The organism is Arthrobacter sp. P1_B4, assembly GCF_056406555.1.
The window spans coordinates 40134-66237 of the sequence record NZ_JBFTZW010000015.1 but is presented as its reverse complement, the minus strand read 5'-3'; the positions used below and the strand labels follow the sequence as shown (position 1 = coordinate 66237).

Annotated in this window: 26 protein-coding genes; 10 read left to right on the top strand and 16 right to left on the bottom strand. The window is 68.2% G+C overall.

The genetic code is table 11. The features are described 5' to 3' along the window. The 5 genes from AC1D1W_RS08770 to AC1D1W_RS08750 form a co-directional block, all read left to right on the top strand. The coding region (locus tag AC1D1W_RS08770; RefSeq protein ID WP_476943452.1) for an NUDIX domain-containing protein at positions 1-599 on the top strand (599 nt) is incomplete at its 5' end. A gap of 11 nt (positions 600-610) precedes the next feature. Further along, positions 611-1621 (top strand): site-specific tyrosine recombinase XerD, encoded by a 1011-nt coding sequence (gene xerD / locus AC1D1W_RS08765; protein ID WP_439954111.1) that lies wholly within the window; start codon positions 611-613, stop codon positions 1619-1621. A gap of 108 nt (positions 1622-1729) precedes the next feature. Continuing rightward, complete coding sequence (locus tag AC1D1W_RS08760; RefSeq protein WP_476943451.1) at positions 1730-2251, top strand: RNA polymerase sigma factor; 522 nt, start codon at positions 1730-1732, stop codon at positions 2249-2251. A 368-nt stretch (positions 2252-2619) separates the two neighbouring features. Then, a complete protein-coding gene (locus AC1D1W_RS08755) occupies positions 2620-3015 on the top strand; it encodes a hypothetical protein (protein ID WP_028277412.1) in 396 nt (131 codons plus the stop codon). A 35-nt stretch (positions 3016-3050) separates the two neighbouring features. Continuing rightward, positions 3051-3533: an 8-oxo-dGTP diphosphatase gene (locus AC1D1W_RS08750; RefSeq protein ID WP_028277411.1), complete on the top strand. Its 483-nt coding sequence runs from the start codon at positions 3051-3053 to the stop codon at positions 3531-3533. A 93-nt stretch (positions 3534-3626) separates the two neighbouring features. On the opposite strand, the gene AC1D1W_RS08745 is transcribed toward AC1D1W_RS08750, so the two are convergent. The 4 genes from AC1D1W_RS08745 to AC1D1W_RS08730 form a co-directional block, all read right to left on the bottom strand. Further along, complete coding sequence (locus tag AC1D1W_RS08745) at positions 3627-4766, bottom strand: bifunctional 2-methylcitrate synthase/citrate synthase (protein ID WP_028277410.1); 1140 nt, start codon at positions 4764-4766, stop codon at positions 3627-3629. 62 nt (positions 4767-4828) lie between these two features. Further along, entirely contained in the window at positions 4829-5731 is a 903-nt protein-coding gene (gene prpB / locus AC1D1W_RS08740; protein WP_028277409.1) for a methylisocitrate lyase, read from the bottom strand. Beyond that, positions 5731-7251, bottom strand: coding sequence for an MmgE/PrpD family protein (locus tag AC1D1W_RS08735; RefSeq protein ID WP_243179568.1), 1521 nt, complete (start codon positions 7249-7251; stop codon positions 5731-5733). The genes prpB and AC1D1W_RS08735 overlap by 1 nt, the downstream gene beginning before the upstream one ends. Continuing rightward, positions 7244-7903 carry a GntR family transcriptional regulator gene (locus AC1D1W_RS08730; RefSeq protein ID WP_476943450.1) on the bottom strand — a complete coding sequence of 220 codons (660 nt, stop codon included), beginning with the start codon at positions 7901-7903 and terminating at the stop codon, positions 7244-7246. The genes AC1D1W_RS08735 and AC1D1W_RS08730 overlap by 8 nt, the downstream gene beginning before the upstream one ends. 187 nt (positions 7904-8090) lie before the next feature. On the opposite strand from AC1D1W_RS08730, the gene AC1D1W_RS08725 reads away from it, so the two are divergent. Then, on the top strand, positions 8091-9998 hold the full coding sequence (locus tag AC1D1W_RS08725) for an AMP-binding protein (protein ID WP_476943453.1): 1908 nt from the start codon (positions 8091-8093) through the stop codon (positions 9996-9998). Between the two features lie 18 nt (positions 9999-10016). Here AC1D1W_RS08725 and AC1D1W_RS08720 read toward each other — a convergent pair whose 3' ends face one another. After that, positions 10017-10955, bottom strand: a complete 939-nt coding sequence (locus AC1D1W_RS08720) for a LysR family transcriptional regulator (protein ID WP_459385980.1) — start codon at positions 10953-10955, stop codon at positions 10017-10019. A gap of 241 nt (positions 10956-11196) precedes the next feature. Between AC1D1W_RS08720 and AC1D1W_RS08715 the strand changes: the two genes are divergently transcribed. After that, positions 11197-12315, top strand: a complete 1119-nt coding sequence (locus AC1D1W_RS08715; protein ID WP_243179566.1) for a PrpF domain-containing protein — start codon at positions 11197-11199, stop codon at positions 12313-12315. 10 nt (positions 12316-12325) lie between these two features. Further along, positions 12326-13771, top strand: coding sequence for an SLC13 family permease (locus AC1D1W_RS08710; RefSeq protein WP_476943449.1), 1446 nt, complete (start codon positions 12326-12328; stop codon positions 13769-13771). A 337-nt stretch (positions 13772-14108) separates the two neighbouring features. Here the strand turns inward: AC1D1W_RS08710 and AC1D1W_RS08705 are convergent, their stop codons facing one another. Then, on the bottom strand, positions 14109-14828 hold the full coding sequence (locus AC1D1W_RS08705) for a response regulator (protein WP_476943448.1): 720 nt from the start codon (positions 14826-14828) through the stop codon (positions 14109-14111). Next, positions 14825-16540 carry a sensor histidine kinase gene (locus AC1D1W_RS08700; RefSeq protein ID WP_243179563.1) on the bottom strand — a complete coding sequence of 572 codons (1716 nt, stop codon included), beginning with the start codon at positions 16538-16540 and terminating at the stop codon, positions 14825-14827. Before AC1D1W_RS08700 ends, AC1D1W_RS08705 begins: the two co-directional genes overlap by 4 nt. A gap of 137 nt (positions 16541-16677) precedes the next feature. On the opposite strand from AC1D1W_RS08700, the gene AC1D1W_RS08695 reads away from it, so the two are divergent. Continuing rightward, positions 16678-18045 carry a cation:dicarboxylate symporter family transporter gene (locus tag AC1D1W_RS08695; protein WP_476943447.1) on the top strand — a complete coding sequence of 456 codons (1368 nt, stop codon included), beginning with the start codon at positions 16678-16680 and terminating at the stop codon, positions 18043-18045. A gap of 137 nt (positions 18046-18182) precedes the next feature. On the opposite strand, the gene AC1D1W_RS08690 is transcribed toward AC1D1W_RS08695, so the two are convergent. Genes AC1D1W_RS08690 through AC1D1W_RS08680 form a run of 3 tightly spaced genes read right to left on the bottom strand, consistent with a single transcriptional unit; the run spans position 18183 to position 21175 of the window. Beyond that, on the bottom strand, positions 18183-18932 hold the full coding sequence (locus AC1D1W_RS08690) for an ABC transporter ATP-binding protein (RefSeq protein ID WP_476943446.1): 750 nt from the start codon (positions 18930-18932) through the stop codon (positions 18183-18185). Continuing rightward, positions 18925-19998 (bottom strand): FecCD family ABC transporter permease, encoded by a 1074-nt coding sequence (locus AC1D1W_RS08685; protein WP_476943445.1) that lies wholly within the window; start codon positions 19996-19998, stop codon positions 18925-18927. The genes AC1D1W_RS08690 and AC1D1W_RS08685 overlap by 8 nt, the downstream gene beginning before the upstream one ends. Next, positions 19988-21175: an ABC transporter substrate-binding protein gene (locus AC1D1W_RS08680; protein WP_476943444.1), complete on the bottom strand. Its 1188-nt coding sequence runs from the start codon at positions 21173-21175 to the stop codon at positions 19988-19990. Before AC1D1W_RS08680 ends, AC1D1W_RS08685 begins: the two co-directional genes overlap by 11 nt. Before the next feature lie 195 nt (positions 21176-21370). Between AC1D1W_RS08680 and AC1D1W_RS08675 the strand changes: the two genes are divergently transcribed. Then, positions 21371-22141, top strand: coding sequence for a DUF6390 family protein (locus AC1D1W_RS08675; protein WP_476943443.1), 771 nt, complete (start codon positions 21371-21373; stop codon positions 22139-22141). A 69-nt stretch (positions 22142-22210) separates the two neighbouring features. Here AC1D1W_RS08675 and AC1D1W_RS08670 read toward each other — a convergent pair whose 3' ends face one another. Genes AC1D1W_RS08670 through AC1D1W_RS08645 form a run of 6 tightly spaced genes read right to left on the bottom strand, consistent with a single transcriptional unit; the run spans position 22211 to position 26103 of the window. After that, positions 22211-22468: a HypC/HybG/HupF family hydrogenase formation chaperone gene (locus tag AC1D1W_RS08670; protein ID WP_230008283.1), complete on the bottom strand. Its 258-nt coding sequence runs from the start codon at positions 22466-22468 to the stop codon at positions 22211-22213. A gap of 13 nt (positions 22469-22481) precedes the next feature. Next, the gene (locus tag AC1D1W_RS08665; RefSeq protein WP_476943442.1) at positions 22482-23054 is read right to left on the bottom strand and encodes a hydrogenase maturation protease; all 573 of its coding nucleotides are present in this window, start codon (positions 23052-23054) and stop codon (positions 22482-22484) included. 8 nt (positions 23055-23062) lie between these two features. After that, positions 23063-23182: a DUF6893 family small protein gene (locus tag AC1D1W_RS08660; protein ID WP_018772298.1), complete on the bottom strand. Its 120-nt coding sequence runs from the start codon at positions 23180-23182 to the stop codon at positions 23063-23065. Beyond that, a complete protein-coding gene (locus AC1D1W_RS08655) occupies positions 23179-24693 on the bottom strand; it encodes a hypothetical protein (protein ID WP_476943441.1) in 1515 nt (504 codons plus the stop codon). Before AC1D1W_RS08655 ends, AC1D1W_RS08660 begins: the two co-directional genes overlap by 4 nt. Beyond that, a complete protein-coding gene (locus AC1D1W_RS08650; RefSeq protein WP_476943440.1) occupies positions 24690-25331 on the bottom strand; it encodes a DUF6084 family protein in 642 nt (213 codons plus the stop codon). Before AC1D1W_RS08650 ends, AC1D1W_RS08655 begins: the two co-directional genes overlap by 4 nt. Further along, complete coding sequence (locus AC1D1W_RS08645; RefSeq protein ID WP_476943439.1) at positions 25324-26103, bottom strand: DUF5947 family protein; 780 nt, start codon at positions 26101-26103, stop codon at positions 25324-25326. The genes AC1D1W_RS08650 and AC1D1W_RS08645 overlap by 8 nt, the downstream gene beginning before the upstream one ends. Position 26104: the final 1 nt, after the last annotated feature.

Here is a 26104-nt window from a genome sequence, read left to right as displayed (position 1 = left end):
GTCTTTTGTCGTCCCGGAAGGTGTACGAGGGCAGGATCTGGGACGTCGTCAGCGACAGTTTCCAGCTCAACGACGACGGCGACACCCTGGTCCGGGACTATATCGACCATCCCGGCGCGGTGGCGGTTCTCCCGATGAACGACGACGGCGACGTGCTGCTGCTCCGGCAGTACCGGCACCCCGTCGGCATGGATCTCTGGGAGATCCCCGCCGGGCTGCTTGACGTCGAAGGGGAGGACTTCGTCKTCGGGGCCGCCCGCGAACTGGCCGAGGAAGCAGACCTCGTCGCGGACCGCTGGAACGTGCTGGCGGACTTCTTCAACTCCCCGGGCTCCTCCAGCGAGGCCATCCGCATCTACCTGGCCCGCGGCCTGAGTGAGGTGCCGGGACATGAGCGGCACGTCCGCACCGACGAGGAAGCCGAAATCGAACTGCGCTGGACCCCGCTGGACGAGGCCGTGCGGGCGGTCCTTGACGGCCGCCTCCACAACCCGTCCGCCGTCGTCGGCGTCCTGGCTGCTGCCGCCGCCCGCGCGGGCAACTTCGAAAGCCTCCGCCCGGCCGACGCGCCCTGGCCCGCCCATCCCAGCCAGCGCTAGTGGAACCGCTGATTGCCGAACCGCCGGCCCCGGCGCAGGCAGCCGCTCCCGAGCGCCCGCCCGCCCGGGCGGTGACGGCGATCGACCGCGCAATCACTGACTACCTGCAGCACATGGGCGTGGAGCGGGGCCTCGCGGCCAACACGCTCTCCGCCTACCGGCGGGACCTGGCCCGCTACGCCAGGCATCTGGCCCACGCGGGCCGGGAACGCCCCGCGGAGATCACCCGGCACGACGTCACAGCCTTCGTTCAGGCGCTCTCCGACGGGTCCGACGGCGGCTCGGCCCTGGGCATCCGCTCGGCGGCCCGGACGGTGGTGGCTGTGCGCGGACTCCACAAGTTCTGGGCCCTCGAAGGCATCACGTCCACCGACCCGGCCAGCGACGTCCACCCGCCCATGCCCGGCAAGCGGCTGCCCAAGGCCATCAGCATCGACGAGGTCACCCGGATCCTCGAGGCGGCCGGCACGGACACGGCGACCGGCCTGCGCGACCGCTCGCTGCTCGAATTCCTCTATTCCACCGGTGCCCGCATCAGCGAAGCCGTGGGCCTGGACGTTGACGACATTTCCCTGCATACCTCGGGCGGGTCCGACGCCGGCGAAGGGCCCGCGATCGTCAGGCTCTTCGGCAAGGGCTCCAAGGAACGCCTCGTCCCGCTCGGATCCTATGGGGCACGAGCCCTTGACGCCTACCTCGTCCGCGGCCGGCCCCTGCTGGCCGCCAAGGGCAAGGGCACCCCTGCCCTGTTCCTCAACGCCCGCGGCGGCAGGATCAGCCGGCAAAGCGCCTGGACCATTTTGAAGGCGGCGGCGGACAAGGCCCACATCACCAAGGACGTTTCGCCGCACACGCTGCGGCACTCCTTCGCCACCCACCTGCTGGAGGGCGGCGCCGACGTCCGGGTGGTGCAGGAACTGCTGGGGCACGCCTCGGTGACCACCACGCAGGTCTACACCCAGGTGACGGCCGATACGCTGCGGGAGATCTATGCCGCCGCGCACCCGCGCGCCCTGGGCTAAGGTATAGTCCGCCGGTCCCGCACCGCGCCGGTTACGGCGAACTTTTTTGCGGGCCTGTGTAAGGAAATGCCGTTCACTGGACACTTACACATCAAGAAGAAGTCATCGATGTCCGGGGGAACCACCATGTTGGCTGCCAAAGAGCAAGCGTTCATTGATCTGCACACCCAGCACTCCGCGCGGGTCTACCGCTACATTGCGTGCCGTATCAGTGACGGGCACCGCGCCGAGGAACTGGCCGCGGACGTCTTCAGAATTGCCTGGGAGAAGGAGCTGGCGGAACCGCCCGGCATTGGCTGGTTGTTGGCAACGGCCCGGAATGTGGTCGGCAATGAGTACAAGGGCCGCCGGCGCCGCCAGGAACTTGTCGAAAGGCTGAAAGACGATGTCCGCAGCCAAGCCCCCGGGTCAAACGATGAAGAACGAGCCGCCGTGGCAGAGGTGCTGGTGCAGCTCAGGGAGCGGGACCGCGAAGTCCTTATGCTCTCCTACTGGGACGAGCTGACCATCGCTGAAATGGCGCAGACGCTGGGATGTTCTTCATCCGCCGCTGCGGTTCGCCTGCACCGGGCACGCCGGGCGTTCGCGAAAGCTGCCCCCTCACAACTCATGACCGAACGGAAGGACTAGCCATGGACCGCATCGAACAGCTCATGAGGGATGCAAAACCTCGGGTGGGAGCGCCGGGGGCAGAGTCCGGAAGCGACTCTGCCCGCTCAATCGTATTTTCCACGGATCCGAATGTCGTCCTTTTGGCAGGGCGCACTCCGGCACGACGCAATGCCGTGCGGGCTGCGGCCGCGACTGTACTGGCCGCTGCAGCCATCGTTGGCGCGGTGGTTGTCGGCGGCAATCTGATGCCGCAACCAGCACCGGGGCCTGCCCAGACGGGCATCCCGGCCCCGACTGTCTCCGCGAGCCCATTGCCGTCGTCCCCAACCCCGTCCGCTGCCTCACCAGCCGCCCCGTCGTCTCCCACGAAAGCGAGTCCTGCCGCTTTGAGCACCGGCGGGGTCGCATGCACCCTGGCCAACATTGACCAGCAGCGCAATGACCAGCAGCGCGCGATCATCCCGATTGCCCCCGCCGAACAGGGCTACTACACGGTGCTGGGCTGCGCCGGCGGATGGCTCGCCTACTCCATTTCCGGTGACGGTATCCGGGCACTCCAGCTCGATGGCGGCAACGCCTGGTTCAAGATCGCCAAACTGCAGAACGGCCGATTCCTCTGCGATGTCCGGCAGGAGTGGTCCAGYGTCTACAACTGGGAGTTCCAAGCCACAAACAACCAGGGCCTCACGCCGCAGCAGGCCATGGACAAGGAATTCGCGCAGAAGGGGATACCGGTCGAACTGAGGCAGCAGCTTGTCGGCGACGGCCCGGCCGCCGGATAGCGCCGGCAGCCTGCGGCAGCTATAGGGTTGAGCACATGAAGCTCACGCCCGTCACTCTCTGCTTCCCGCTCCGTGATGCGGAGAGCGGCACCGAGGTGCTGCTGGGCATGAAGAGGACCGGCTTTGGCATCGGCAAGATCGTGGGAATCGGCGGCCACGTGGAGCCGGGGGAGAGCGACGCCGAGGCCGTGGTCCGCGAGGTCTGGGAAGAAGCCGGGATCATAGTGCTCCAAGAGGACCTGGCCCACGCCGGCGTTGTCGAGTTCATCTTTCCGGCCCGGCCTGACTGGAACATGTCGTGCCGGCTCTTCACCACCCGGCGGTGGCACGGCGAACCCGCCGAGAGCCCCGAAATAACGCCCGAATGGTTCGACTCCGCGGCGTTGCCGCTGGAGCGGATGTGGCAGGATGCGGGGCACTGGCTGCCTCCGGCGCTGGCAGGCGAAACGATCGACGTCGTCGTGGTCCTGAACGAGGACAACGAGACCGTTGCGTCGGTCCGGATCCCGCGGCGCTGAAGTCCGCGGGCAAACAGCACGGGCCGGCCACCTACGAATAGGTGGCCGGCCCGTGCCGGCTGTCCAGTCCCGTGCGTCCCGCAGGAAGCCCTGCTACGCCAGGTGCCGTTCCTCGACGCCGTTGTACTCGCTCAAGGGGCGGATCAGGGAGTTCGAATCCAGCTGCTCCATGATGTGCGCCGTCCAGCCTGTGATGCGGCTGGCGACGAACAGCGGGGTGAACGTGGCCGTGTCGAAGCCCATGAGGTGGTACGTGGGGCCGGTCGGATAGTCGAGGTTCGGCTTGATCCCCTTCGCCTCGTCCATCGCCGTCTCGAGCCCGTTGTAGAGGCCCAGGAGCTCCGGCCGGCCATAGTGCGCGATCATCTTGTCCAGCGCCGACTTCATGGTGGGCACCCGGGAGTCGCCGTGCTTGTAGACGCGGTGGCCGAAGCCCATGACCTTCTTTTTGTGGGCCAGGGCGTCCTCCATCCAGGCCTTGGCCCGGACGTGGGCGTCCTCCAGGGACTCCTCCGGCCGGATGCCGATCTCGTCAAAGGTGTGCATGACGGCCTCGTTGGCACCGCCGTGCAGCGAGCCCTTGAGGGCCCCGATGGCGCCGGTCACGGCAGAGTGCAGGTCCGAGAGCGTGGAGGTGATGACCCGGGCCGTGAAGGTCGAGGCGTTGAAGGAGTGCTCGGCGTACAAAATCATGGAGACATTGAACGCGTCGACTACTTCGGGGACGGCTTCCTCACCAAACGTCATCCAGAGGAAGTTGGCGTCGTAGCCCAGATCCTCGCGGGGCTCCACCACGTCCTGGCCGTGCCGGCGCCGCTGGTCGTAGGCCACCACTGCCGGCATCGCGGCGAACAGATCGATGGCCTTGGCCAGGTTGGCTTCGCGCGAGGCGTCCTCGGCAAGGGGGTGCCGGGCCCCCAACACCGACGTGGCAGTCCGGCAGACATCCATGGGGTGCGCGGTGGTGGGCAGCGCGTCAATCACCTGTTTGACGACCGGATCCAGGGCACGCCCGGCGCGTTCCCGGGCGGTGAACTCCGCCAGCTGCTCCGCGTCGGGCAGCTCGCCGTTCCAGAGCAGGTACGCGACTTCCTCGAAGCTGCACTTGGCAGCCAGTTCCTGGACGGGGTAGCCGCGGTACAGCAGCGAGTTCGTGTCCGGGTTGACCTTGGAGACCGCGGTGTAGTCCACCACGACGCCGGCGAGGCCCTTCTTAATGTCCTGTTCAGCCATGCTGAAACTCCTTTGTTCCTAACGCCTGTGTACCGGCACGTGCCGGAGGTTCTATGCGGGGCTTACTTACCTGGGATCTGGAAATTAAAGACTCCGGTATCGAAACGGTTGTAAGCCTCGTAATCAACGAGATCGTACAAACGCGCACGGGTCAGCATGCTTCCAACCTGTGCCTCCTGGGTTCCGTCGGCCTTAATCGATTCCAGAGTACGCTCCGCAGCGCCCATGGCACTACGGAGCAGCGTCACCGGATAAATGACCATATTGACGCCGACGCCGGCCAGCTCCTCCACGGTGAACAAGGCACTCTGGCCGAATTCGGTCATGTTGGCCAGGATCGGGACGTCAACGGCATCGCGGATGGCCTGGAATTCGGCCAGGTCCTTCATCGCCTCCGGGAAGATCGCGTCCGCACCGGCCTCCACGAGCGCTTTGGCGCGCTCCTGGGCGGCCTCGAGCCCGTCCGTGGCGCGGATGTCGGTCCGGGCCATGATCAGGAAGTTCGGGTCGCGGCGGGCATCGGCCGCGGCCCGGATCCGCTTGGTGGCGGTCTCCAGGTCCACGACGTTCTTCCCGTCGAGGTGGCCGCAGCGCTTGGGGTTGAACTGGTCCTCGATGTGGCAGCCGGCCAGGCCGGCGTTCTCGAGTTCCTGGACCGACCGGGCCACGTTCATGGGCTCACCGAAGCCGGTGTCGGCGTCGACGATCGCCGGCAGGTCCGTCATCCGGGCGATCTGCCCGGCGCGGGTGGCCACCTCCGTGAGGGTGGTCAGCCCGATGTCCGGCAGGCCCAGGTCATTGGCGAGGACGGCGCCGGAAATGTACACCCCGGCGAAGCCCTTCTCCTCGATCAGCCGCGCCGAGAGCGGGTTGAACGCGCCGGGGAACTGGGCGATGGTGCCGGAGGCGAGGATTTCGCGGAACCGGATCCGCTTCTGCTCAGGTGTGACCTTCGAATACAACATTAGAAGAGTCCCTTCGGGGCGCCGGCGAGGTCGATCACGCCGTCGGCGGCCTGGATGTTCAGCTGGTCCAGCTCGCCGGCGGCGAGCTCGGGGAGCCGGGCGGCGGCGGCAAGGAAGCGCTCGATCTCCTCGTCGGCCACCAGGCCGGCGGCGAGGGTGCGGAACTTGTTGACGTACTGCTCCCGGGCGAACGGCCGGGCGCCCAGCGGGTGGGCATCGGCGACCGCGATGTCATCGGTGATGACCGTGCCGTCCTTGAGCGTGATCTCCACGGTGCCGCCGAAGGCCTTCTCGGCGATGTCCAGGGAGTGGTAGCGGCGGGTCCATTCCGGATCCTCGACAGTGCTGACCTTGTGCCAGAGTTCAACGGTGTCCGGGCGGGCAGCGCGTTCCGGGGCGTAGGAGTCAACGTGGTGCCAGGTGCCGTCCTGCAGGGCGACGGTGAAAATGTACGGGATCGAGTGGTCCAGCGTCTCGCGGCTGGCCGTGGGATCGTACTTCTGCGGGTCGTTGGCGCCGGAGCCGATCACGTAGTGGGTGTGGTGGCTGGTCTTGATCAGCACGGACTCGACGTTGGCCGGGTCCGTGACCTCGGGGTGTTCGCCGTTGAGCTTGCGGGCGAGGTCGATCCACGCCTGGGCCTGGTATTCGGCCGAGTGTTCCTTGGTGTACGTGTCCATGATGGCCCGCTTGGCTTCGCCGGCCTCCGGCAGCGGGACGGTGTAGGAGGCCTCCGGGCCGTCCAGCATCCAGGCGATCACGCCGTCTTCGCCCTCGTAGATCGGCACGGGGGAGGTCTGGCCGCGCATCGCACGGTCCGCGGATTCGACGGCCATCTTGCCGGCGAACGCCGGGGCGTGCGCCTTCCAGGTGGAGATTTCGCCCTTGCGGGACTGCCGGGTGGCGGTGGTGGTGTGCAGCGCCTGGCCGACCGACTGGAAGATGGTCTCGACGTCGAGGCCCAGCAGGGTGCCGATGCCGGCGGCGGCGGAGGGGCCGAGGTGGGCCACGTGGTCGATCTTGTGCTTGTGCAGGCAGATGGCTTTGACCAGGTTGACCTGGATCTCGTAGCCGGTGGCGATGCCGCGGACCAAGTCCCGGCCGCTGGAACCGACGTGCTGGGCGACGGCCAGGACCGGGGGGATGTTGTCACCCGGGTGCGAGTAGTCCGCGGCCAGGAAGGTGTCGTGGTAGTCGAGCTCACGGACCGCGACGCCGTTGGCCCAGGCAGCCCATTCGGGGGAGACGCGTTCCTCGATGCCGAAGACCTTGGCGCCCTTGCCGCCGGTGCTGGGGCCGTGGGTGAGGGCCTGGGCCCGGGCCGCGACGATCGGGGCGCGGTTCAGCGACGCGACCGCCACCGAGGCGTTGTCGATGATCCGGTTGATCACCATGTCGGTGACCTCATCGGTGACCTCCACGGGATCAGCGGCGACCTTGGCGATCTTGTAGGCGAGCTGGTCCTCGCGGCCCAGGTTTTCCTCGCTCTTGTAAACGCGGACGTGGTGTTCCTTAACCATGGTGCTCCCTTTGCTGAGGTGTATGGGTGGCTTTGACGTGCGAAAGACTGCGGTGCAGGTGAAGCGTGGTGGCGGCCTCGGCCAGGCGCGGGTTGCCGGCGGCGATCGCCTCGGCGATGGCCGCGTGCTCGGCGGCGGCGGCAGTAAGCCGGGCGGCGTCGTCGGCGGCCAGCCGGCGGACGCGCACGAGGTGGACGCGGAGGCTGCGCATGGCCTGGACGAGGTAGGCGTTGGAGATGGCAGCGTCGACGGCCGCGTCCAGCCGTCCGACCAGCCCGTAGTAGTCGTGCAGGGCCGGATCCTGGCCGCCGATCAGTTCCGGGGCCTGGAGCAGTTCGCGCCGCAACGCATCGAAGGTTGCGGGGTCGCCGCGCTCGGCGGCGAGGGCGGCGGCCCTGCCCTCGAGGGTTTCGCGCAGTTCGAACAGTTCGTCGATGTCGTCCAGGGAAATGTCGGTGACGACGACGCCGCGGCCGCCCGCCGTCGTCGTCAGCCCTTCGGCCGTGAGCCGGCTGAGGGCCTCCCGCAGCGGGGTGCGGGAGATGCCGAGGCGCGCCGACTGTTCCACCTCCGCGAGCACGGTTCCGGGCAGGAGGCGCCATTCGATGATGTCGTCGCGCAGGGCCGCGTAGGCCTTGTCGCTGGCGCGCATCCTGCCTCCTTCGGTGGTGGCTGTGTCGGGATGGAACATCATCAGTGTATACACGCCACGGCCCTTTGCCCAGCAATTGCCGCCTGTGGTGAACAAATAGCCGAGTTGTGTATACATGACCCTTGTATCGCCGGTCCGCCCCGGTTTACCATGGCTGCATCACAACGTCGTGGACAGGATGTACGTCATGGTCACCAAGAGCTACCGGGCCGCCTACGAACGGAGCCTGGAACATCCCGCAGAGTTCTGGCTGGAGGCCGCGGAAGGGATCTCCTGGCAGACGCCACCGCAGCAGGCCCTTGACGCGGGCCGGGCGCCGCTCTACGACTGGTTTCCGGACGGGGTCCTGAACACGTCGTACAACGCCCTCGACCGGCACGTCGCCCAGGGCAGGGGTGAGCAGGATGCCCTGGTCTACGACTCAGCGATGTTGGGCATCCGGCAGAGCTATACTTATGCGGAACTGACGGACCTCGTGGCCCGGTTCGCCGGTGTCCTGCGCCGCAGCGGCGTCGGCAAGGGCGACCGCGTGGTGATTTACATGCCGATGATCCCCGAGGCCGTGATCGCGATGCTGGCCACCGCACGGCTCGGCGCCGTGCACTCGGTCGTCTTCGGCGGGTTTGCTCCCAAGGAACTTGCCGCCCGCATCCGCGACGCAGCCCCCGCGGCGGTGGTGGCGGCGTCCGGCGGCATCGAGCCGTCGCGCCGGATTGAGTACCTGCCCGCCGTCGCCGAGGCCCTCAGTATCGCCGGCGCCGCCGGAACCCCGGTGCTGGTCAAGGCCAGGGACGGCTTCGCCTCGACGGTGGCCTCCATGGCGGCCGAGCACCCCGAATGGCTCGACTGGGACACCGAGATGGCCTCCGCCGAGGCGGCCGCGCCGGTGGACGTCAAGGCCACGGACCCGCTGTACATCCTCTACACCTCGGGCACCACCGGCTCGCCCAAGGGCGTGGTGCGGGACAACGGCGGCCACGCCGTGGCCCTGAAATGGACCATGGAAAACCTCTACGACGTCGGTCCCGGCGACGTCATGTGGACCGCCTCGGACGTCGGCTGGGTGGTGGGCCACTCCTACATCGTCTACGGTCCGCTGCTGGCCGGCGCCACCACGGTGCTGTACGAAGGGAAGCCGGTGGGGACGCCCGACGCCGGCGCGTTCTGGCGGGTCATCCAGGACCACAAGGTCAACGTGCTGTTCACCGCGCCCACCGCGCTGCGGGCCATCCGCAAGGCCGACCCTGAGGGCCGGTTCCTGGACAAATACGACATTGCCAGCCTGCGGACCCTGTTCGCGGCCGGCGAGCGGCTGGACACCGATACCTTCCACTGGGCCTCCCGGGTGCTCGGTGTTCCGGTGGTCGACCACTGGTGGCAGACGGAGACCGGCTGGGCCATCTGCGCCAACCCCCGCGGCCTCGGCGGACTGCCGATCAAGGCCGGGTCGCCGAGCGTCCCGATGCCCGGCTTCCGGCTCAACGTCGTCGACGGCGCCGGCGGGGACGTCGAGGCCGGCATGGAAGGCAACATCGTCCTGGGCCTGCCGCTGCCGCCTGGCACCCTGACCACGCTCTGGCGCAACGACGACCGCTACATTTCCTCCTACCTCCAGGCGTTTGAGGGCTACTACGCCACCGGTGACTCCGGCTACCGGGACGAGGACGGCTACGTCTTCGTCATGGGCCGCACAGATGACATCATCAACGTCGCCGGACACCGGCTCTCCACCGGCGCCATGGAACAGGTGATCGGCCAGCACCCGGCAGTTGCCGAATGCGCCGTGATCGGCCTCGCCGACCCGCTCAAGGGCCAGCGGCCCAGCGGCTATGTGGTCCTCAAGTCCGGGGTTGACGTGCCCGAGGACGTCCTCGTCAAGGACCTGATCGCCCTGGTCCGGCGCGACATCGGGGCCGTGGCGGACTTCAAGCACGTCACCGTGGTGGACGCTCTGCCGAAGACCCGTTCGGGAAAGATCCTGCGCAAGACCATGCGCCAGATCGCCGACGGCGAGACCTACGTGGTGCCCTCCACGATCGAGGACGCCGGCGTGATCGACGCGCTGATCGACACCCTGCGCCCCGGCCCTGCGTGACCGGAGCAGCCTCGTGGTCTAGTGATAGTCGCCGGCCCGTTCGCGGGCGATTTCCAACAGGGTGGAGTGGAAGGCCACCTCGGCCGGGGCATAGACCTTGTCCTCCCGCTGCGCCAGCAGTATCCTCCGCAGCGGGGCAGCGGAWCCCAGGCTCAGCACCTTCACGTCGGGATGCTGAAGTGCTACGGCGGTCTTGGGCACCATGGCCACGCCCATTCCCACGCTGACCATGGCCTGGGCCTCCTGGTAGTCGTTGGCCAGGAAGGCAATCTCCGGTTCGAATCCGGCGTCGTGAGCGGAGCGCTGCAGCACCTCCACGACGGGGTGGGCCTCGGCGCGCACGATCCAGGACTCGTTGCGCAGGTCGTCCATGCTTACCTGCTCACGCTCGGCGAGCGGGTGGCTGCGGGCCACCAGGATGACGGTGCTCTCCCGGAAGACCTCGGTTACGCGGATGGAATCGTCCCGGAACGGGTTCCAGGGGTAATCCCAGAGCAGGCACAGACCCGTGACTCCGGACTGCAGATCTGCGACGAGTTCATCGAAGCGGGCGCTGCGCAACGAGAGGCTGATGGCCGGGTAGCGCTTTTTGAAGGTCCGGATGACGATGGGCAGGAAGGATCCGGCCAGGGTTGGGAACGTACCCACGGTCAGGGAACCGCGTCTTAGGCCCGCAATCTGGCCCAGGTCGGACCGGGCTGCCTGCATCTGCCAGACGATCTTGCGGGCGTGGCCGGCCAGAACCTGGCCGGCCTCGGTGGGCACCACCCCGCGGGAGCGACGGGTGAGCAGAGGCTGCCCCACCTCCTGCTCGAGCTTGCGCAGCTGCTGGGAGACGGCCGAGGGCGTGTACATCATCAACTCGGCCGCCGCGGTGATCGAGCCCTGCTCCACCACCTCCAGCAAAAGCGCCAGCCGCCTTATATCGAACAAATCCTGGCCTTCGTCCTTTAGCAACGCTTCACCCTTCTTCGCCTTTGGTTCATTCCCTGCCGGGACCGGGCCTCCCTTGAGGACTTCGAGCACTTTTCCTGGCAACGGACGCTTTGCAGCTGGGGAATAATCCTCCAGCGCTCTATGAGTTAAGCAATCCTACATCCCCCTGAAAAAATCCAACATTGTCTAAAGTTGTGATCTGGCTCAATCTCTTTTCAGGTCCTCATTCAAGTCTGAGGCACGAGGAGAAGCGGGAAAAACCATGAAGATCGAAGCCCAATGGATGCGCGGAGGCACCAGCAAGTGCTGGGTGTTCGAAGCGGAACATCTTCAGGCGGGCGGCACCAGCCTCGATGTGCTGCTGCCGCGGCTGTTCGGCAGCCCGGACCCGCGCCAGATCGACGGCGTCGGCGGCGCCACCTCGACCACCAGCAAGGCCGTGATCCTGCACCGGCCCGTCAGTGGGGACATCGACGTTGAGTACACTTTTGCCCAAGTGGGCGTCGAAGAGGCCGCGGTGGACTGGGGCAGCAACTGCGGGAACGGCTCGGCGGTGGTGGGTCTGTACGCCATCGAGAAGGGCTGGGTGCTCCCCAACGGAGACGTTACCCGGATCGTCACCCGCAACACCAACACCAACCAAATCATCGTCCAGCGCGTGGCCACCCCTGCCGGAGCCCTGGCCTCCGTTCCGGACGCCCGGATGCCAGGCGTACCCTTCCCCGGCTACGCTGTGGGGCTCGGCTTCCAGGACCCTGCCGGCAGGACCACCGGTGCGCTGCTGCCCACCGGAGCGGCCACTGACACCCTCACCGCCGGCGGAACCCGCTGGACTGTGTCGATGGTCGACGCCGGAGCGCCCGTGGTGATCGTCAACGCCGAAGAACTGGGCCTGGACCTGGCCAGGTACGACAGCTGGCGCGCCGGAGTGGAGTTGCAGCTGGATACCCTGGAGCAGATCCGGCGGCAGGCGGCGGTGCGGATGGGGCTGGTCCGCACAACAGCCGAAGCGGCCCGGGCCATCCCCAAGCTCGCCATCGTAGCCGCGCCCGCCCAGGCCGACCCCGGCTGCGACGCCAACGTCATGATGCTCTCCATGGGCAAGCCCCACCCGGCCCTGGCCATCACCGGCAGCATCGCCCTGACCCTGGCCGCCCGCACCCCCGGCACCGTGCTGCACACCATCACGGGCGACTCCCTGGGGAGCACGCTCCGGCTCCGCACCCCCGCCGGGGTCATCGAGACCTGGAGCGAGGAGCACGACGGGACGCTCCTCGTAGGCGTCGACCGCACGGCCCGCACCATCGCCACAACCATCATCCATCTCCCCGAGGTCCCCGGCAGCGCCGTCGCTGCCTCCCTCGCGGGAGCCACCCGCTGAGGAGACGATCATGACCAAGACTGAGCACCGCACCGCTGTCGCTGCGGACGAGACCCGGGACAACGATGCCCCGCGTCCAACCCGCCGCCGCCGAATCCTACTGGCGGCGGCCGCCGGGTTCGCGTTCCTGGCGTTGATTGCGCTCGTGCTGGGGGGTGATATCTTCAACCCTTCGGCCACCCCGCAACCGGAGCACTCCATGACCGCTGTCCAAATCATCCCGCTCGTCATCCTCGTCATAATGTTCATCGTCGCCACGAAATGGCCGCTGAACATCGGCGTGATGGGGCTGGTGGCCTCCTTCGGCGTCGGCTATTTCATGCTCGGAATGACGGACAAGCAGATCCTCGAAGAGTTCCCCGCCAGCATCGTCGTGACGATCATCGGAGTCACGTACTTCTTCAGCATGGCCCAGCGGAACGGCACCATCGACATCATCGTCCAGACCTGCGTACGCCTCGTCAGGGGCAAGACGATGCTGCTGCCCTGGGTGTTCTTCCTGATCGCTGCTGCGCTCACGTCACTGGGCACCTTCTCGCCGGCCGCCGTCGCGCTGCTGGCACCGGCGGCCATCGGCTTCGCCTACGAGTCCCGGATCCATCCCGTGCTGATGGGCGCATTCATCATCAACGGAGCCCACGCCGGCGGCTTTTCCCCGCTGTCCGTCGCCGGGGTGCTGGTGCACGACATCGCCCTGAAGAACGGATTTCCCGTTTCCCAGGGCGCACTCTTCATCGCCAGCTTCGCCATCAATCTCATTCTCTCCGTGCTCACCATCGTCCTGTTCGCCCTCCTGGGCAGGCTGCGGGACGGCGAAGGCGGCCAGCATGCCGACGTCGACACCGCCCGCACCAGCCGCCCTCACGGGCAGCAGATCCTCACGCTGGCACTGATCGCGGTGATGCTCGTGTGCACCCTGGGCTTCCACTTGCCGATCGGCTTTGTCGCGCTCTCTGCCGGACTCCTGCTGGCGCTGGTCAACATCAAAGAACACCAGACGTTCATCGGCGGCGTCTCCTGGTCCACCGTCCTGCTGGTAGCCGGCATGATCACCTATGTCTCCCTGCTCCAGCACGTTGGCGTCATCGACACCCTCGCTGAGCAGGCTCTGGCACTGGGCGCACCGCTGCTGGTGGCCCTGGTCCTCTGCTACGTCATTGGGGTCGGCTCAGCCTTCGCCTCATCCACGGCGTTGCTGACCGCGTTCATTCCCCTGGCCGGTCCGCTCCTGGCTACCAGCTCGCTGAGCGCCTCAGGAACGGTCGCGGCGCTGGCTATAGCTGCCACGGTGGTGGATGTCTCGCCCTTCTCCACCGACGGGGCGCTGGTGGTCGCCAACGCCCGCGCCAACGACAGGCAGCGAGTCTACCGGCAGCTGATGGCGTATGCCGGGGGAGTGGTGCTCGTAGCCCCGGCCCTCGCCTGGGTCCTGCTGGTTCCCACCGGCATCATGTAAAACGCACGGCCATCGGCGACGCGGCTCCCGATAGCCAGGCCGCCCCCGCCGCATGGAATGAAGTCTTCGGTTGCGGCAAGCAACCAGGAAGAAGGCCCGGACACACATAGTCCGTAGGCACCAGACCGCAGTGGGGCGGCGAATGATGATCACCCGGATCATCGCCTATTCGCAACGCGCGCCGCCCCACTGCCCTGAAACGTCAACAGCGGCCGCATGGCACCAAGCATTCGAGACCATCCCCGCAAGGAAACCGCCGGGACGGCATTTCGCGGCAGTGTTTCCCGGGACTACCGGCAAGTGCCCTCCCGGTGACGGGAACGGGGGAGCGGCAGGCCTACGTCCGCGGCCGGTTCCAGCGGTATTCGTTCTCCGGCCGGCCGGGGGCGCCGTAGCGGGCGGCGCGGGTGACCGTTCCGGCGTCGGCGAGGTACTCGAGGTAGCGCCGGGCAGTGACCCGGGACATCCCGAGCGCCTCCATGACCTCGCTGGCCGACACCGCCTCGGCCTGCTGCCTGATGTAGTCCTGGACGGATTCCAGCGTGGATACGGCCAAGCCCTTGGGCAGCGACAGCTCGGACGGGGCACGGAGGCTGGCGAAGGCCTGGTCCACATCGCTTTGGGACGCCCGGGCTCCGGCTTCCCCGGCCAGGGGCGCGGCCAGCTGCTCGCGGAACAGCCGGTAGCTGGCGAGCTTGTCCGCAAAGGTCGCGTAGGTGAACGGCTTGATCAGGTACTGGACCACGCCGGTAGCCACCGCGCTGCGGACAATGTTAAGTTCCCGCACCGCGGTGATGGCGATGATGTCCGCGAACAGTCCGGCCGCCCGCATCCGGCGTGCGATGTCCAGCCCGTGCAGGTCCGGGAGGTTCATGTCCAGCAGGACCAGCTCCACCGGATTGCCTGCCGCGGAGAATTCGGTGAGCAGGCGCAGGGCGGACTGGCCGTCGGGCGCGGAGCCCGCCAGGGTGAAACCGTCCAGCCTTTCTATGTAGGCGGCGTGCGCTGCGGCAGCGATGGGCTCGTCCTCGACGACGAGCACCCGGATCTCGCTCATGGTTGTCCCTCGGTAGTGACCGGCAGCGTAGTGGCCGGCGGTGTTGTGACGGGCAGAGTGACGCGGAACAGCGCCCCGGCCGGGCTGGTGATTGTCATGGTACCGCCCAGCCGCTGGACCGCCTGGCGCACCAGGGCCAGCCCAAGGCCGCGTCCGAACGGTCCCGGGGCCTTGGTGCTGAAACCGTGCCGGAAGACGTCCTCCACGGCCGCGGGATCGATCCCGGGGCCGCTGTCCTCCACGGTAATCTCCAGGGCGGAGCCGGTGGTCTCGACGGTCAGCTCCACGAGCCTGGGTGCCGGCGCCTCGGCCGCGGCGTCGATGGCATTGTCCAGCAGGTTCCCCAGGATGGCCACGAGGTCCTGCACGGCCAGTCCGGTCACGGCCGTCGAACCGATGGCATTGAGGGTCAGTTCGACGCCGCGTTCGTGTGCTTCGGCTGCCTTGCCCATGATCAGGGCGCCGAGCACGGGTTCCTCGATGGAGCTCACAATGTCATCCGTGAGCCGCTGGCTCAGTTCCAGGTCCTTGGTGGCAAAGTCCAGCGCCTCGGGGCCCCGGCCCAGTTCCATGAGCGAGACGATGGTGTGGAGCCGGTTGGCGTGCTCATGGGTCTGGGCGCGGAGCGCGTCCGAGAGCGTGCGCATGGTCTCGAGTTCACTGCCCAGGGATTCGATCTCGGTACGGTCCCGGATGGTGGCGACCGTTCCGTATACAGGAGTGCCAGCGCCGGACTTCGCTCCGTGCGGGCGGGCGCCGGCAGATTCGGGTCCCACCGCGGGGCCCTGGTTGACCACCAGGATCCGCGAGCCGGTCAGGTGGATCTCATCCAGGGCGGTCCGCCCCGATTCGAAGAGTTCCTTGAGGCTGGGGGCCAGCGGCAACTCCGCGAGGGAGGGCGCAGCCTGGCGCCCGCCCCCCGCAACGCCGCCGTCAGCGCCGGAGGTGGGACCGCCGTCGGCGGACTGTTTCCTCAGCCCGAGCAGTTCGGCGGCCTGGTCGTTGTACATCACCACTTTGCCCCTGGGGTCGATGAGGATCACGCCCTCACGCACCGAATGCAACACCGATTCGTAGTACGCGAAGAGCTGGCCCAGCTCTTCCGGGCCCCAGCCGCGGGTCACCCGGCGCAGGTACCGTCCCAGGAGCCAGGCCGCCGCCGACCCGCCGGCCAGCAGCGCCAGGCTGATGGCCAGCAGCGCCGGCAGCCGGCCGGAGAGTGCGACGTCCACCGTCCGGACCGTCACGCCCGCGGCCACGAGCGCCCGGACCTTGCCGTGGGCGTCCTTCACCGGGGCGATGGTGCGCACCGACGGGCCGAGGGTGCCGGCCACGACTTCCGTGAACACCTGGCCATGGAGGGCTGCGTCGATGGAGCCGATATACGGTTTGCCCAGTTCCTCATCGCGCGGGTGGGTCCAGCGTGTGCGGTCCGGGGCCATGATCGTGATGAAATCCGCGTCGGCGTCGTTCATGGTCTTCAGGGCATACGGCTGCAGCAGGGCCGTGGGATCGGCTGTGTCCGCCGCCGCCAGGACGAAGGGGGCGTCGGCGACGGCGGTGGCGATGCCGGCCATCCGGCGTCCGGCCTCGTCGTAGGCGTGATCGCGCGCGTCCACGAACACGGCCGTACCAACGATGGCCGTCAGGGCCACCACGAACAGCAGGTTGGCCGCAAACAGCCTGCGGGCGATGCTCCAGCGCCGGATCATCAACACCTTCCATGACCAATATGAACGCAAGGGTGATGCGCGTCACCTTCTCATCAATGATGGGGTTACACGCAAGAAGGACAAGAGCAGACCACAGCCAGGACCGCACCAAGTCCAGCCTATCCAAGGAGAACACCATGGCCTCTCAACGAGGAGAGTCAGCAGCACCGGCCGCCGCTCCGGCCAAGAAGCGCAAGGGACTGGACAAGTCCCACTACCTCTACATCGCAGTCATCGTCGCCGTGATCGCAGGTGCCGTTATTGGCCTGCTGTTCCCCGAGGTCGGCAAATCCCTCAAGCCGCTCGGCGACGGCTTCATCAAACTCATCAAGATGATGATTGCGCCCGTGATCTTCTGCACGATCGTGCTCGGCATCGGCTCCATCGCCAAGGCCGCGACGGTCGGCAAGGTCGGCGGCCTGGCGCTCGCCTACTTTGTGGTCATGTCCACCTTCGCCCTGGCGATCGGCCTCGTGGTCGGCAACCTGATCCACCCGGGCGAGGGCCTCAAGCTCGCCCCCTATGATCCGAACAAGAAGGCGGCAGTCGACAGCACCGTTGACTTCCTGCTGGGCATCATCCCGGGCGACATTCCTGTGTTGCCGACTCTCCTCGCCGCGATCCTGGTCGGCTTCGCGCTGCAGAAGATGGGCCCCCAGGGAGCCCCGATCCTCAAGGCCGTCGGGTACGGCCAGGCCCTCGTGTTCCGCATCCTCATCATGATCATGTGGCTGGCCCCGGTCGGAGCCTTCGGCGCGATCGCCGCGGTGGTCGGCGCCACCGGCTTCCAGGCCATCATCAGCATGGCGACCCTGATGGGCGCCTTCTACATCACCTGCGCCCTGTTCATCGTCGTGGTCCTCGGCGGTTTGCTCAAGGCGGTCGCGGGCGTCAGCATCTTCAAGCTCATGAAATACCTCGGCCGCGAATACCTGCTGATCTTCTCGACCTCCTCCTCCGAAGCCGCGCTGCCCCGCCTGATCGCGAAGATGGAACACCTCGGCGTGTCCAAGCCCGTCGTGGGCGTCACGGTCCCCACCGGCTACTCCTTCAACCTGGACGGGACCGCCATCTACCTGACCATGGCGGCACTCTTCGTCGCCAACGCCATGGGCACGCCGCTGGACCTTGGCGCCCAGGTTTCCCTGCTGGTCTTCATGATCATCGCCTCCAAGGGTGCCGCCGGCGTCACCGGCGCCGGCCTGGCCACGCTGGCCGCCGGACTCCAGGCGCACGCACCCCAGCTGCTGGGCGGCGTGGGCATGATCGTCGGCATCGACCGGTTCATGTCCGAGGCGCGCGCCCTGACCAACTTCACCGGCAACGCCGTCGCCACGGTGCTGATCGGCACTTGGGTCAAGGAGATCGACGGCGGACGCGTGGACCGTGTCCTGGCCGGTGCCGAGCCGTTCGACGAAGAGACGATGCTGGCCGGCCACTCCGGCGCACCGGATGCCGCCGAACAGCCCGCACAGCCGGCACAACCGGTCCTGGCACACGCCTGAACCGACGCCTGCACCGTCCTGACCCGCGCCGGAACCGGCCTGAGCCGCACCCCGGCCCTAAACTGACCGGAAGCACTACCGCTCGATGACGCCCCAAGCGCCCGGCAGCCCAGCTGCCGGGCGCTTGGGCGTTCGGTTCAGCCCTCGTCGGCGCCGAAGGGGGTGACCACGGTGCGGCGGGGCGTCCCTTCGTCGTCGTAGTTCAGGGTGCTGACGCGTACGCCGTACAGCGCCGAAAGCTGCGCATCGGCGAGGAGCGGCCCGGCAGGCCCGGTCACCACACCCGCGGCGCCCATCAGGACCACCGAGTCCGCGAGGAACAGGGCGTGGTCCGGGTGATGGGTGCTCACGAGCAGCGACATCCCGGTCCGCACGAGTTCCCTCAGCAGCTGGAGGACCCGGACCTGGTTCTTCAGGTCCAGCCCGGTGGACGGCTCGTCCAGGACGAGGAGCCGCGAACCGCCCGCGATAGCCCGTGCAATCAGGACCAGCTGCTGCTCGCCCCCGCTCAGCGTCGGAAACAGCCGGCCGGCCAGGGCGGCGATCCCGACCTGGTCCATGGCGCGGAGCGCGGCGGCCCTGTCCCGGCTGCCGGGGGAGCGGAAGACGCCGATGTGGCGGGCACGGCCCATGACCACCATGTCCAGGGCCGGGTAGCCGAACGTGCTGCCGCGCGCCTGGGGAACATAGCCCGCCGTCTCGGACCTGCGCACCGCACCCTCCTGTACGGCCAGCATGCCGGCCGCGCAGCGCACCAGGGTCGTCTTGCCGCTGCCGTTGGGCCCCAGGACCGCGGTCACGGTGCCCGGCGGCACCGAGAAGCTGAGATCCTTGAACACCCAGTTCTGCGGTGAATAGCCGAACCCGGCCCCGCGCAGCTCAAGCACCGTCCCAGATCCTCTCCCGGTTCCGGCGCAAGAGCACGAAGAAGACCGGTGCGCCGATCAGGGCGGTCAGGACGCCCAACGGGATTTCCCCGGCCGTGGCGGTGCGCGCGATGGTGTCGATGGCGATCAGGTAGGCCCCGCCCAGCAGGAAGGAGACCGGCAGCAGCACGCGGTGGTCCGGTCCCACCCACATGCGTGCGAGGTGGGGGATGACCAGCCCCACCCAGCTGATGACGCCGCTGACGGCGACGGCCCCGGCGACCATGAGGGCCACGGCGGCGAGGACCGCCCAGCGCAGGGGGCGGGGCCGGAGCCCCAGGGCGGTGGCGTCGTCGTCGCCGAGCGAGAGCACATTGATCCGCCACCGCAGGGCCAGCAGGACGACGCCGCCGGCAGCGATAGGGATGAGGGCCACCAGCACTTTCGCCCAGGTGGCGGTGGAGACACTGCCAAGCAGCCAGAAAACGATGGCGGGCAAGGTGGTGAACGGGTCCGCCAGATACGTCACCAGGGCCACCAGGGCGGAGAAGAACGAGGCCGTGACGATTCCGCCGAGGACCACCATGAGGATGTGGGCGCCGCCCCGCCCGGACGTGATGAGGAAGACGATTCCCAGTGCCAGCAGCCCGAAGCCGAACGATCCGCCCACGAGGGCGACGGGGCCCAGGCCCAGCAGCAGGGCCAGGGCACCGCCGAAGGAGGCGCCCGAGGAGACGCCGATGACCTCCGGGCTGACCAGGGGATTGCGGAACACGGCCTGCAGGGCCGCGCCACCGATTGCGAGGGCGCCACCGACCAGCAGGGCCAGCAGGACCCTGGGCAACCTGACCAGCAGCACCACGTTTTCCTCGGCCGCGGGAAGGCCCGGGCCGAAGGGAACTATTCGCGAGGCCAGGATCTGCACGACATGGTCCAGGGGCACGCTGTAGCGGCCGCTGGCGAGTGCAACCGCGGACACGGCCGCCAGGACTGCTCCGGAGAGCAGGCATGGACCGATGACCTGGCGCAGCCCCGGTCCGCGGCCGCCGGGGGGTCCCGTGGTCAGAGGCTGGGCCTCACGAAGCATCGAACTGCCGGTAGTTGGCCGAGGTGCCGTTGGCTTCGGTCCAGAGGATCTTGTCCAGCTCGGGCGCCGATGGCCGGTGGCGGTACAGGAAGTCGAAGTAGTCGTTTGTCTCGTCCCTCAGCGTGGAGCGGTTGCCGGAGGGGAAACTGACATCTGTGAGCCAGCGCCACATCAGTGGCGATTCCTGGCCGGGGGGATCCCAGCGGTAGCCGCCCAGCGGGACCTTGTAGACGCGGCGGGAGCGCACGGCGGAGACGCTTTGCCACACCGGGTTGGCGTAGATGTCGGCGGGCATCGCGCCGTCGAAGTTCCCGAGCAGGATGATTTCCGGATCCCAGGCCAGGACCTGTTCGACGTCCACGCCCACCATGCCCTTGCCCTGAAGGCCCTGCGGGCCGGTGGCGGGGTTGTGTGCCCCGATGAGCTTGATGTAGAAGTCGTTGTAGCTGCCGTTTCCGGCCACCTTGAGGCCGCCGCTGAACCTGTTGAAATAGACGATGCCCGGGCCGCCGGTGCCGCGGGCGGCGGCCTCGGCCCGGATGGCCTTCTGTTGCCCGTCGCTGCGCGCCTTCATCTGCACGGCCCGGTCCGGGCGGCCCAGCATCGTTGCGAAGAGCGCGGCCCACGTATCCACGTCCTGCTGCGTGCCGGTGTTCGTGATGCCCAGGACCTTCATCCCGGCCTGTTCCAGCGGTGCCGTCAGTTGCGCATCGCTCCACTGGACCACGACGTCGGGGTTCAGCGCCCGGATGCTTTCGACATTGGGCGTGAAGTCCGTCGTGGCGATGTCGTGCGGGATGTTCAGGGCCTCCGGGTACATGGCGCCCATGGCGCCGTCGCGCATCGCGACCCAGGAGGCGTTGTGCATCCCGGCGAGATGGCTGGCGCCCTGGTCGACGGCGGCCAGCAGGGAGGCGGCGGGCATGGGAATGGTCACCACGCGGGTGACCGGGTGGTCGAAACTCAGGACGGTCCCGCGCTGGTCCGTCACCTGGATCCCGGCCGGGTCGGAGGCGGAACCCGGGGGCGCTGTACCGGCAGTCCCTGCCGGCGGCGTTGACTGCGGCGACGACTGTGGCGCCGTGCCGGCCGCGGCGCAGGATGCGAGGAACAGCGCCCCTCCGCCGTAGAGGGCCGCTGCCAGTACAGATCGTCGGTTGGCTTCGGGGATGCTCATCGGCCTACCTCCCGGGAAGGACCGCGCGCCACGGCCTTTCGCTCCGCGCCGGCCACAGCAATGGTCCCGGTGCGGCATTTCCTCACAGCATCCGCCGAATGCGCAGGGGTGTCAATGCCGGTCACACCGGGCATTGTTCGCCGGTGGGCGCCGGTGCTAGCCTCGCTGATATCCCCTGTGAAACGAGGCCACGGGATGGAAATCAACGGCGCCCAACTGTTTGTCCGCTACGCGTATCCGCCGAATTCGCGGGGCAGCTGCGGGCCGCCTGACAGCGACGCGCTGCTGCACTATGGCCAGTCCGGGGTGACCGACGCGGGCCTGCGCGAACTGGCGAAGGGGTTCGCCGGCGCCTGGCCGTACCTGGAGCTCATCGCCGGTGCCACCGGCAACCCGGACCCGCTGGACTACGCGGTGGTGGAGGCCTACTGGGTGGGAAACACGTTGCTGGACTCCGTGGGTGTACGCAGCATCGGCAATTCCATGGAGGACCGGTTCCGCGCACGGACCGGGCATCAGTTCCCGCACCTGATGGAAGGGGTCCTGGCCGGCGGCGTCCCGCATCACAGCTTCCACGTCCTGGAAATCTATCCGTGGACGGGACTCCTGCGCGATGACCGGCGCTCATCCACGGCCCTGAACGTCCTTGACCAATGCCGCATCCGGTGGGGCGAGGTGGTGGCCATCGAAGGGGACAGCGCCCTCGTGCGCTCGCGGCCCCTGGCGTGGGACGGGATGGCGCTGTCGCTGGGGGAACCGGTGATCGAGACGGCCAAGTACGCCGTGGCCGGGTCCGGCTTCATTGCTGACCTCACGCCCGGGGACATGGTGTCCCTCCACTGGGACTGGGTGTGCGACCGGCTCTCGCCCGCCCAGCTCCACCGGCTCCGGCACTACTTTGCGCGCCACCTCAAGATCGCGAATTCCGGCGTGGAGCACCGCGGCGCCGCGATCGCCCTCGAATAGCGGGCGCCTTGCAGTTCCGTCAGTGGAGAGTTCCTTCAGTGGGGGAGTCCAGCCAGTGGGGAGTGAAGGCTACGGGACCGTGTCGGTGGGGTCCGGGCCCCGTCCCATGAGCTCAAGTCCCGTCATCGCACGGTCGGCACCTTCCTGGTCCACGCGTTCCAGGGCGAAGCCCATGTGGATCAGGACCCACGTGCCGCTCTCCACAGGGCCGTCATCGAGGAGGCCAATGTTGATTTTGCGCTCCACTCCGGCCACATCCACCAGGGCGAGTTGCCCGTTGTAGCCGTCGATCACTTCGATGATCCGGCCCGGTATTCCCAGACACATCCGTGGTTCCTCCTCAGCCTGCTTCATCCGGAGCCGCGCTCGCGGGCGCTGCGTCTGCGTTCGTGATGCGGGCTGCCACCAGGGTGCGGACTGCTTCCACGGCTGCCGGAACGGCGCGGGACACGTCCTCGGACAGTCCCATGCCCTCGTCCGTTCGCCCCGCGATGCAGCCGACCAGGTAGGTTTCCGGCAGCGATCCGCCCAAAACACGCAGACGGCGGAGGACAGCCAGCGGGTCCATACCATGCGGATCGAAGGCCGGATCGGCCCGCAGGCCGGCCGGCGTCAGCGGACCGCCGCTTTCCAGGTCCTCCACCCGGATCTTCAGGATCCGGAGCGTCCCTGCGCTTGTGCTCCCGTCGGCCGGGGCCGGGAGCACATCCACGAGCACCAGCGCATCCACCCCGTCCAGGAGATCGTAGGCGAGGTGCAGCCCGCGGATCCCGTAGTCCCGCACCTGGACCTCCTCCGGCGCCCAGCCGGGCAGGCCGGACTGCTCCTCGGCCAGCCGGCGGGCGACGGCCGGCCCAAATCCGTCGTCGCGAAGGAACACGTTCCCCACGCCCGCCACCAGGACCCCGCTCACACCGGGCCTCACATGCTCCGCATTCGCACGTAGCGCTTGATGTCCGGAATTGAACGCAGGCCGACGACGGCTGCTGCCAGGCCCGCGGCCAGCAAGAGCACGACTGTCATGATGCCAAGAGCTTTCATGGTGATGGTTCCTTTCCGTTGTCCGGGGCCGGCGCCGCGGTGAGCGGGACGAGTTCCTCGGGGGCGAAATACAGATACCGTCCGTACCACTCCTGCAGTTCGGCGGCGGGGTCCGCCTCGAGGACCACCGCGACGTGCGTTCCGCCGTCGACGTCGAAGTGGACTCCGGTGACACGCCCCGACTTGCCGGCGAAGAAGAGGTCCTGGGCGTCGGCGCGGCGCAGCGGGACAACCCGCACCCTGCTGCCGCGTGAGACCGGGACGCCGTCGATGAAGACGGTGTCCGATCCCGGATCCACGGCCGCGTCCCGGGCCGGATCCCACCACGGCGTGCCGGCGCCGGTGTCCGCGTCGGAGGCGCCCGGAACCGAGAATTCCGGAACTGAGAACTCCGGATAGGCCGGGACCGCGGGGCCGGGGAAGCCGTCGCCTCCGATGCTCCCGGGTCCACGGGGCGCACCGGCGTGCGGGTTCCGCAGGACGCCGTGCAACTGCTGGAGCTCCTCTGCCGTCATGTTTTCGCAGCGCTCGATGATCGCGGCGGCCCGGGCATCGGTTGACCGGGCCTCCGCCTTTTCCGCATCGGTCAGGGTGAGCACCCGCAAGGTCAGGATTTCATCGATCTCCGTCGCGTCGAACAATTCCACGGTGCTTTCCGGTGCTACCGCCGGATGGTCATAGAGGATGATCGGGGACAGGAGCAGGACATCGCGCTGCCCCTCGGGGCCGGCGAGCACCGGCCAGCAGCGGTGCTGGCTGCACGAAGCCGCCGCCGCTGCTGCCCATCCCGGCGGATCGATCACCGACAGGAAATCGGCGTCGTGGACGGCGAGCAGGACATGGGCTCCGATGAACGAGTACTCGATGGCGGTACGCGTGTCGGTGGCCGCTGCCGCCGCGTTCTCCACCGTGACCCTGAGCCGCCACAGCGGCCCGTGCGCCTGCCCGCCCGGGGCGCCGGCCTGGGCGGCCTGCCCCGGCGCCACCACTTGCGCCGCCAGCAGGCGCACCTCGCCACGAAGCTCCCGCCGCCGGCGCACAAGCCGGCCGGCAATGGCGCCGGCGGGATCCAGCACGGGCTCGATGTCCTCGTTCGCCGGCACGTTCACCGGCGCGCACACGCCCGCGGCAAGCTGGCCGAGGCTGTACGGCCCGAGGGTGATCTCCTGATCCGTTGCCTCGTCCCAGCTAAGCCACCGGGAGGCGCCGACGGTGAGTTCGTCGACGGGCGTGAAACCGCCGGCATCCGCGCGTTCGGCGGAACGGCTCTGGAGGTGCAGGAAGCGCAGGTGCACGTCGACCCGGGCCGCGGGTCCCGGCTCGAGGAGGCAATCCGCTGCCATGTCCGGCTGTTCGCCGGCACCGGATTCAGCCGCGCCCGGCGGCCCGAGCACGCCGAACTGCCAGCGGGCCTGGTTCTTGGCGGACGAGGCGCGGTAGGGGTACAGGAGGTACCCCTCGTAGAGGACGGCGTCGGCGACGGCGCGGGCCAGGCTGAGTCCGGTGTTCACGGCACCGGGTCACCCGCCCCGGCCAGCAGCCCCTCGATGGCGGCCTCCCAGGAAATCAAGCCGTGGACCGCCTTGTACCTGGCCAGGGCCGCGAGGACGTCGCGGTCCAGGCGGATCCATCCCTGGTTCGGGAAGAATGCGTCCATCAGCGACCGCCAGGCCGCCACGGGCAGGGCGTACCGCGTTTCCCGGTCCCAGGGAATCTGCTCGACGCCGAAGCCCGCCGCGCCGCGCGTGAAGACCGTCCCGGAGAAGAGGAACTCCAGCGGGACCGTCCCGTCCCGCAGGGAGTTCAGGTATTTTGCCGCTGCGACGTCGAAGTCGAACGTGCAGGGCAGCGGCAGGTCAACGTCGGCACTGTCCGCAAATCCCTGGACCAGGATGCCGCTGTGCATCCAGATGAAGGGCTTGAGCGTGGTGGGCCACCGTCCGCGGGTGCCGAAGAGTTCCAGCAGCCCGGTTTCCTCGTCGGCGTCGTAGCCGCGGCGCTGGGCCAGGATCCGCACCTGGCACCGGAGGGCCATGGCATGGACGGCGGCGCCGCTTTTCTCCTGGATCCGCAGGCGGGCGGTCAGCTGGGGTGCGRCCGCGTAGGGCTCCGGGGCGATGTCCAGCACACTGAAATCGAGCTCAACCATGGCGTCCCTCCAGATCTGCCGCGGGGGCGCCCGGCCTGCTGCGGCGGCTGATCCGGTCGAAGAATCCCGCGAGCTCCTGGCGGGACTCCTGGCCGCCGTCGAAGCCCTTCCATACCCGCCGCAGGCGGCCCACCAGCTCGTAGCACGCATCGATGGGGACAAGGTGGCAGTCCGCCCGGCCCCGGTCGGGGCCGGGGGCGCGGATCAGCAGGGCTTCCGTGTCGGGGGCGAGCGCGGTGATGGCCGGGTTGGCCGCCTCGACCGACGCCCAGGCAGCCAGGGGAAGTTCGGACTCCGTGGCGCCCGCGGGGCTCGGGTAGAAAGCGGCCGTCCGGCCAAGAGCCGAGTTGAAGAAGAAGAATGCCAGCCCCACCGGGATTTCCAGCTCGTCCCACTGGGCCTGGCCGAGCTCGAAGGGCTCGAACGAGAGGTAGCGGTCAGGGACGGAGCGGTAACGCAGATGGGCCGACGAGTCCGTGAACAGCAGATAGCAGGGCCGGCACGTGCACAGCAGGGAGCGGTTCTCCAGATCCACCACGTGCTGGTGGGCGTCCGGGATGGGCTCCGCGCACATCTCGCAGCGCTCGCCGGCAGGCTGGGCCGGGCGGGTGGACGCTATCCGGCGGAGCACGGCGAGCGCCGACGCGCTGTTTCCGGCGCTGTTGTTTCCGGCGCTGTTGTTTCCGGCGCTGCCGGCCGGCTGACTTCCGGTTCCCGGCGTCGCCGTCATGCCCTGCTCCGTTCCCGTGCCGCGGAATTCATGTGCCTGCATC

Bases quoted from the DNA above. Each gene is read 5' to 3' on its own strand.
- AC1D1W_RS08760 (WP_476943451.1), top strand. From the start codon at position 1,730: ATGTCCGGGGGAACCACCATGTTGGCTGCCAAAGAGCAAGCGTTCATT.
- AC1D1W_RS08675 (WP_476943443.1), top strand. From the start codon at position 21,371: ATGGAAATCAACGGCGCCCAACTGTTTGTCCGCTACGCGTATCCGCCG.
- AC1D1W_RS08735 (WP_243179568.1), bottom strand. From the start codon at position 7,251: ATGGTTAAGGAACACCACGTCCGCGTTTACAAGAGCGAGGAAAACCTG.
- AC1D1W_RS08685 (WP_476943445.1), bottom strand. From the start codon at position 19,998: ATGCTTCGTGAGGCCCAGCCTCTGACCACGGGACCCCCCGGCGGCCGC.
- AC1D1W_RS08750 (WP_028277411.1), top strand. From the start codon at position 3,051: ATGAAGCTCACGCCCGTCACTCTCTGCTTCCCGCTCCGTGATGCGGAG.
- AC1D1W_RS08680 (WP_476943444.1), bottom strand. From the start codon at position 21,175: ATGAGCATCCCCGAAGCCAACCGACGATCTGTACTGGCAGCGGCCCTC.
- AC1D1W_RS08700 (WP_243179563.1), bottom strand. From the start codon at position 16,540: ATGATCCGGCGCTGGAGCATCGCCCGCAGGCTGTTTGCGGCCAACCTG.
- AC1D1W_RS08745 (WP_028277410.1), bottom strand. From the start codon at position 4,766: ATGGCTGAACAGGACATTAAGAAGGGCCTCGCCGGCGTCGTGGTGGAC.
- AC1D1W_RS08725 (WP_476943453.1), top strand. From the start codon at position 8,091: ATGGTCACCAAGAGCTACCGGGCCGCCTACGAACGGAGCCTGGAACAT.
- prpB (WP_028277409.1), bottom strand. From the start codon at position 5,731: ATGTTGTATTCGAAGGTCACACCTGAGCAGAAGCGGATCCGGTTCCGC.
- AC1D1W_RS08710 (WP_476943449.1), top strand. From the start codon at position 12,326: ATGACCAAGACTGAGCACCGCACCGCTGTCGCTGCGGACGAGACCCGG.
- AC1D1W_RS08645 (WP_476943439.1), bottom strand. From the start codon at position 26,103: ATGCAGGCACATGAATTCCGCGGCACGGGAACGGAGCAGGGCATGACG.
- AC1D1W_RS08715 (WP_243179566.1), top strand. From the start codon at position 11,197: ATGAAGATCGAAGCCCAATGGATGCGCGGAGGCACCAGCAAGTGCTGG.
- AC1D1W_RS08730 (WP_476943450.1), bottom strand. From the start codon at position 7,903: ATGCGCGCCAGCGACAAGGCCTACGCGGCCCTGCGCGACGACATCATC.
- AC1D1W_RS08670 (WP_230008283.1), bottom strand. From the start codon at position 22,468: ATGTGTCTGGGAATACCGGGCCGGATCATCGAAGTGATCGACGGCTAC.
- AC1D1W_RS08705 (WP_476943448.1), bottom strand. From the start codon at position 14,828: ATGAGCGAGATCCGGGTGCTCGTCGTCGAGGACGAGCCCATCGCTGCC.
- AC1D1W_RS08695 (WP_476943447.1), top strand. From the start codon at position 16,678: ATGGCCTCTCAACGAGGAGAGTCAGCAGCACCGGCCGCCGCTCCGGCC.
- AC1D1W_RS08660 (WP_018772298.1), bottom strand. From the start codon at position 23,182: ATGAAAGCTCTTGGCATCATGACAGTCGTGCTCTTGCTGGCCGCGGGC.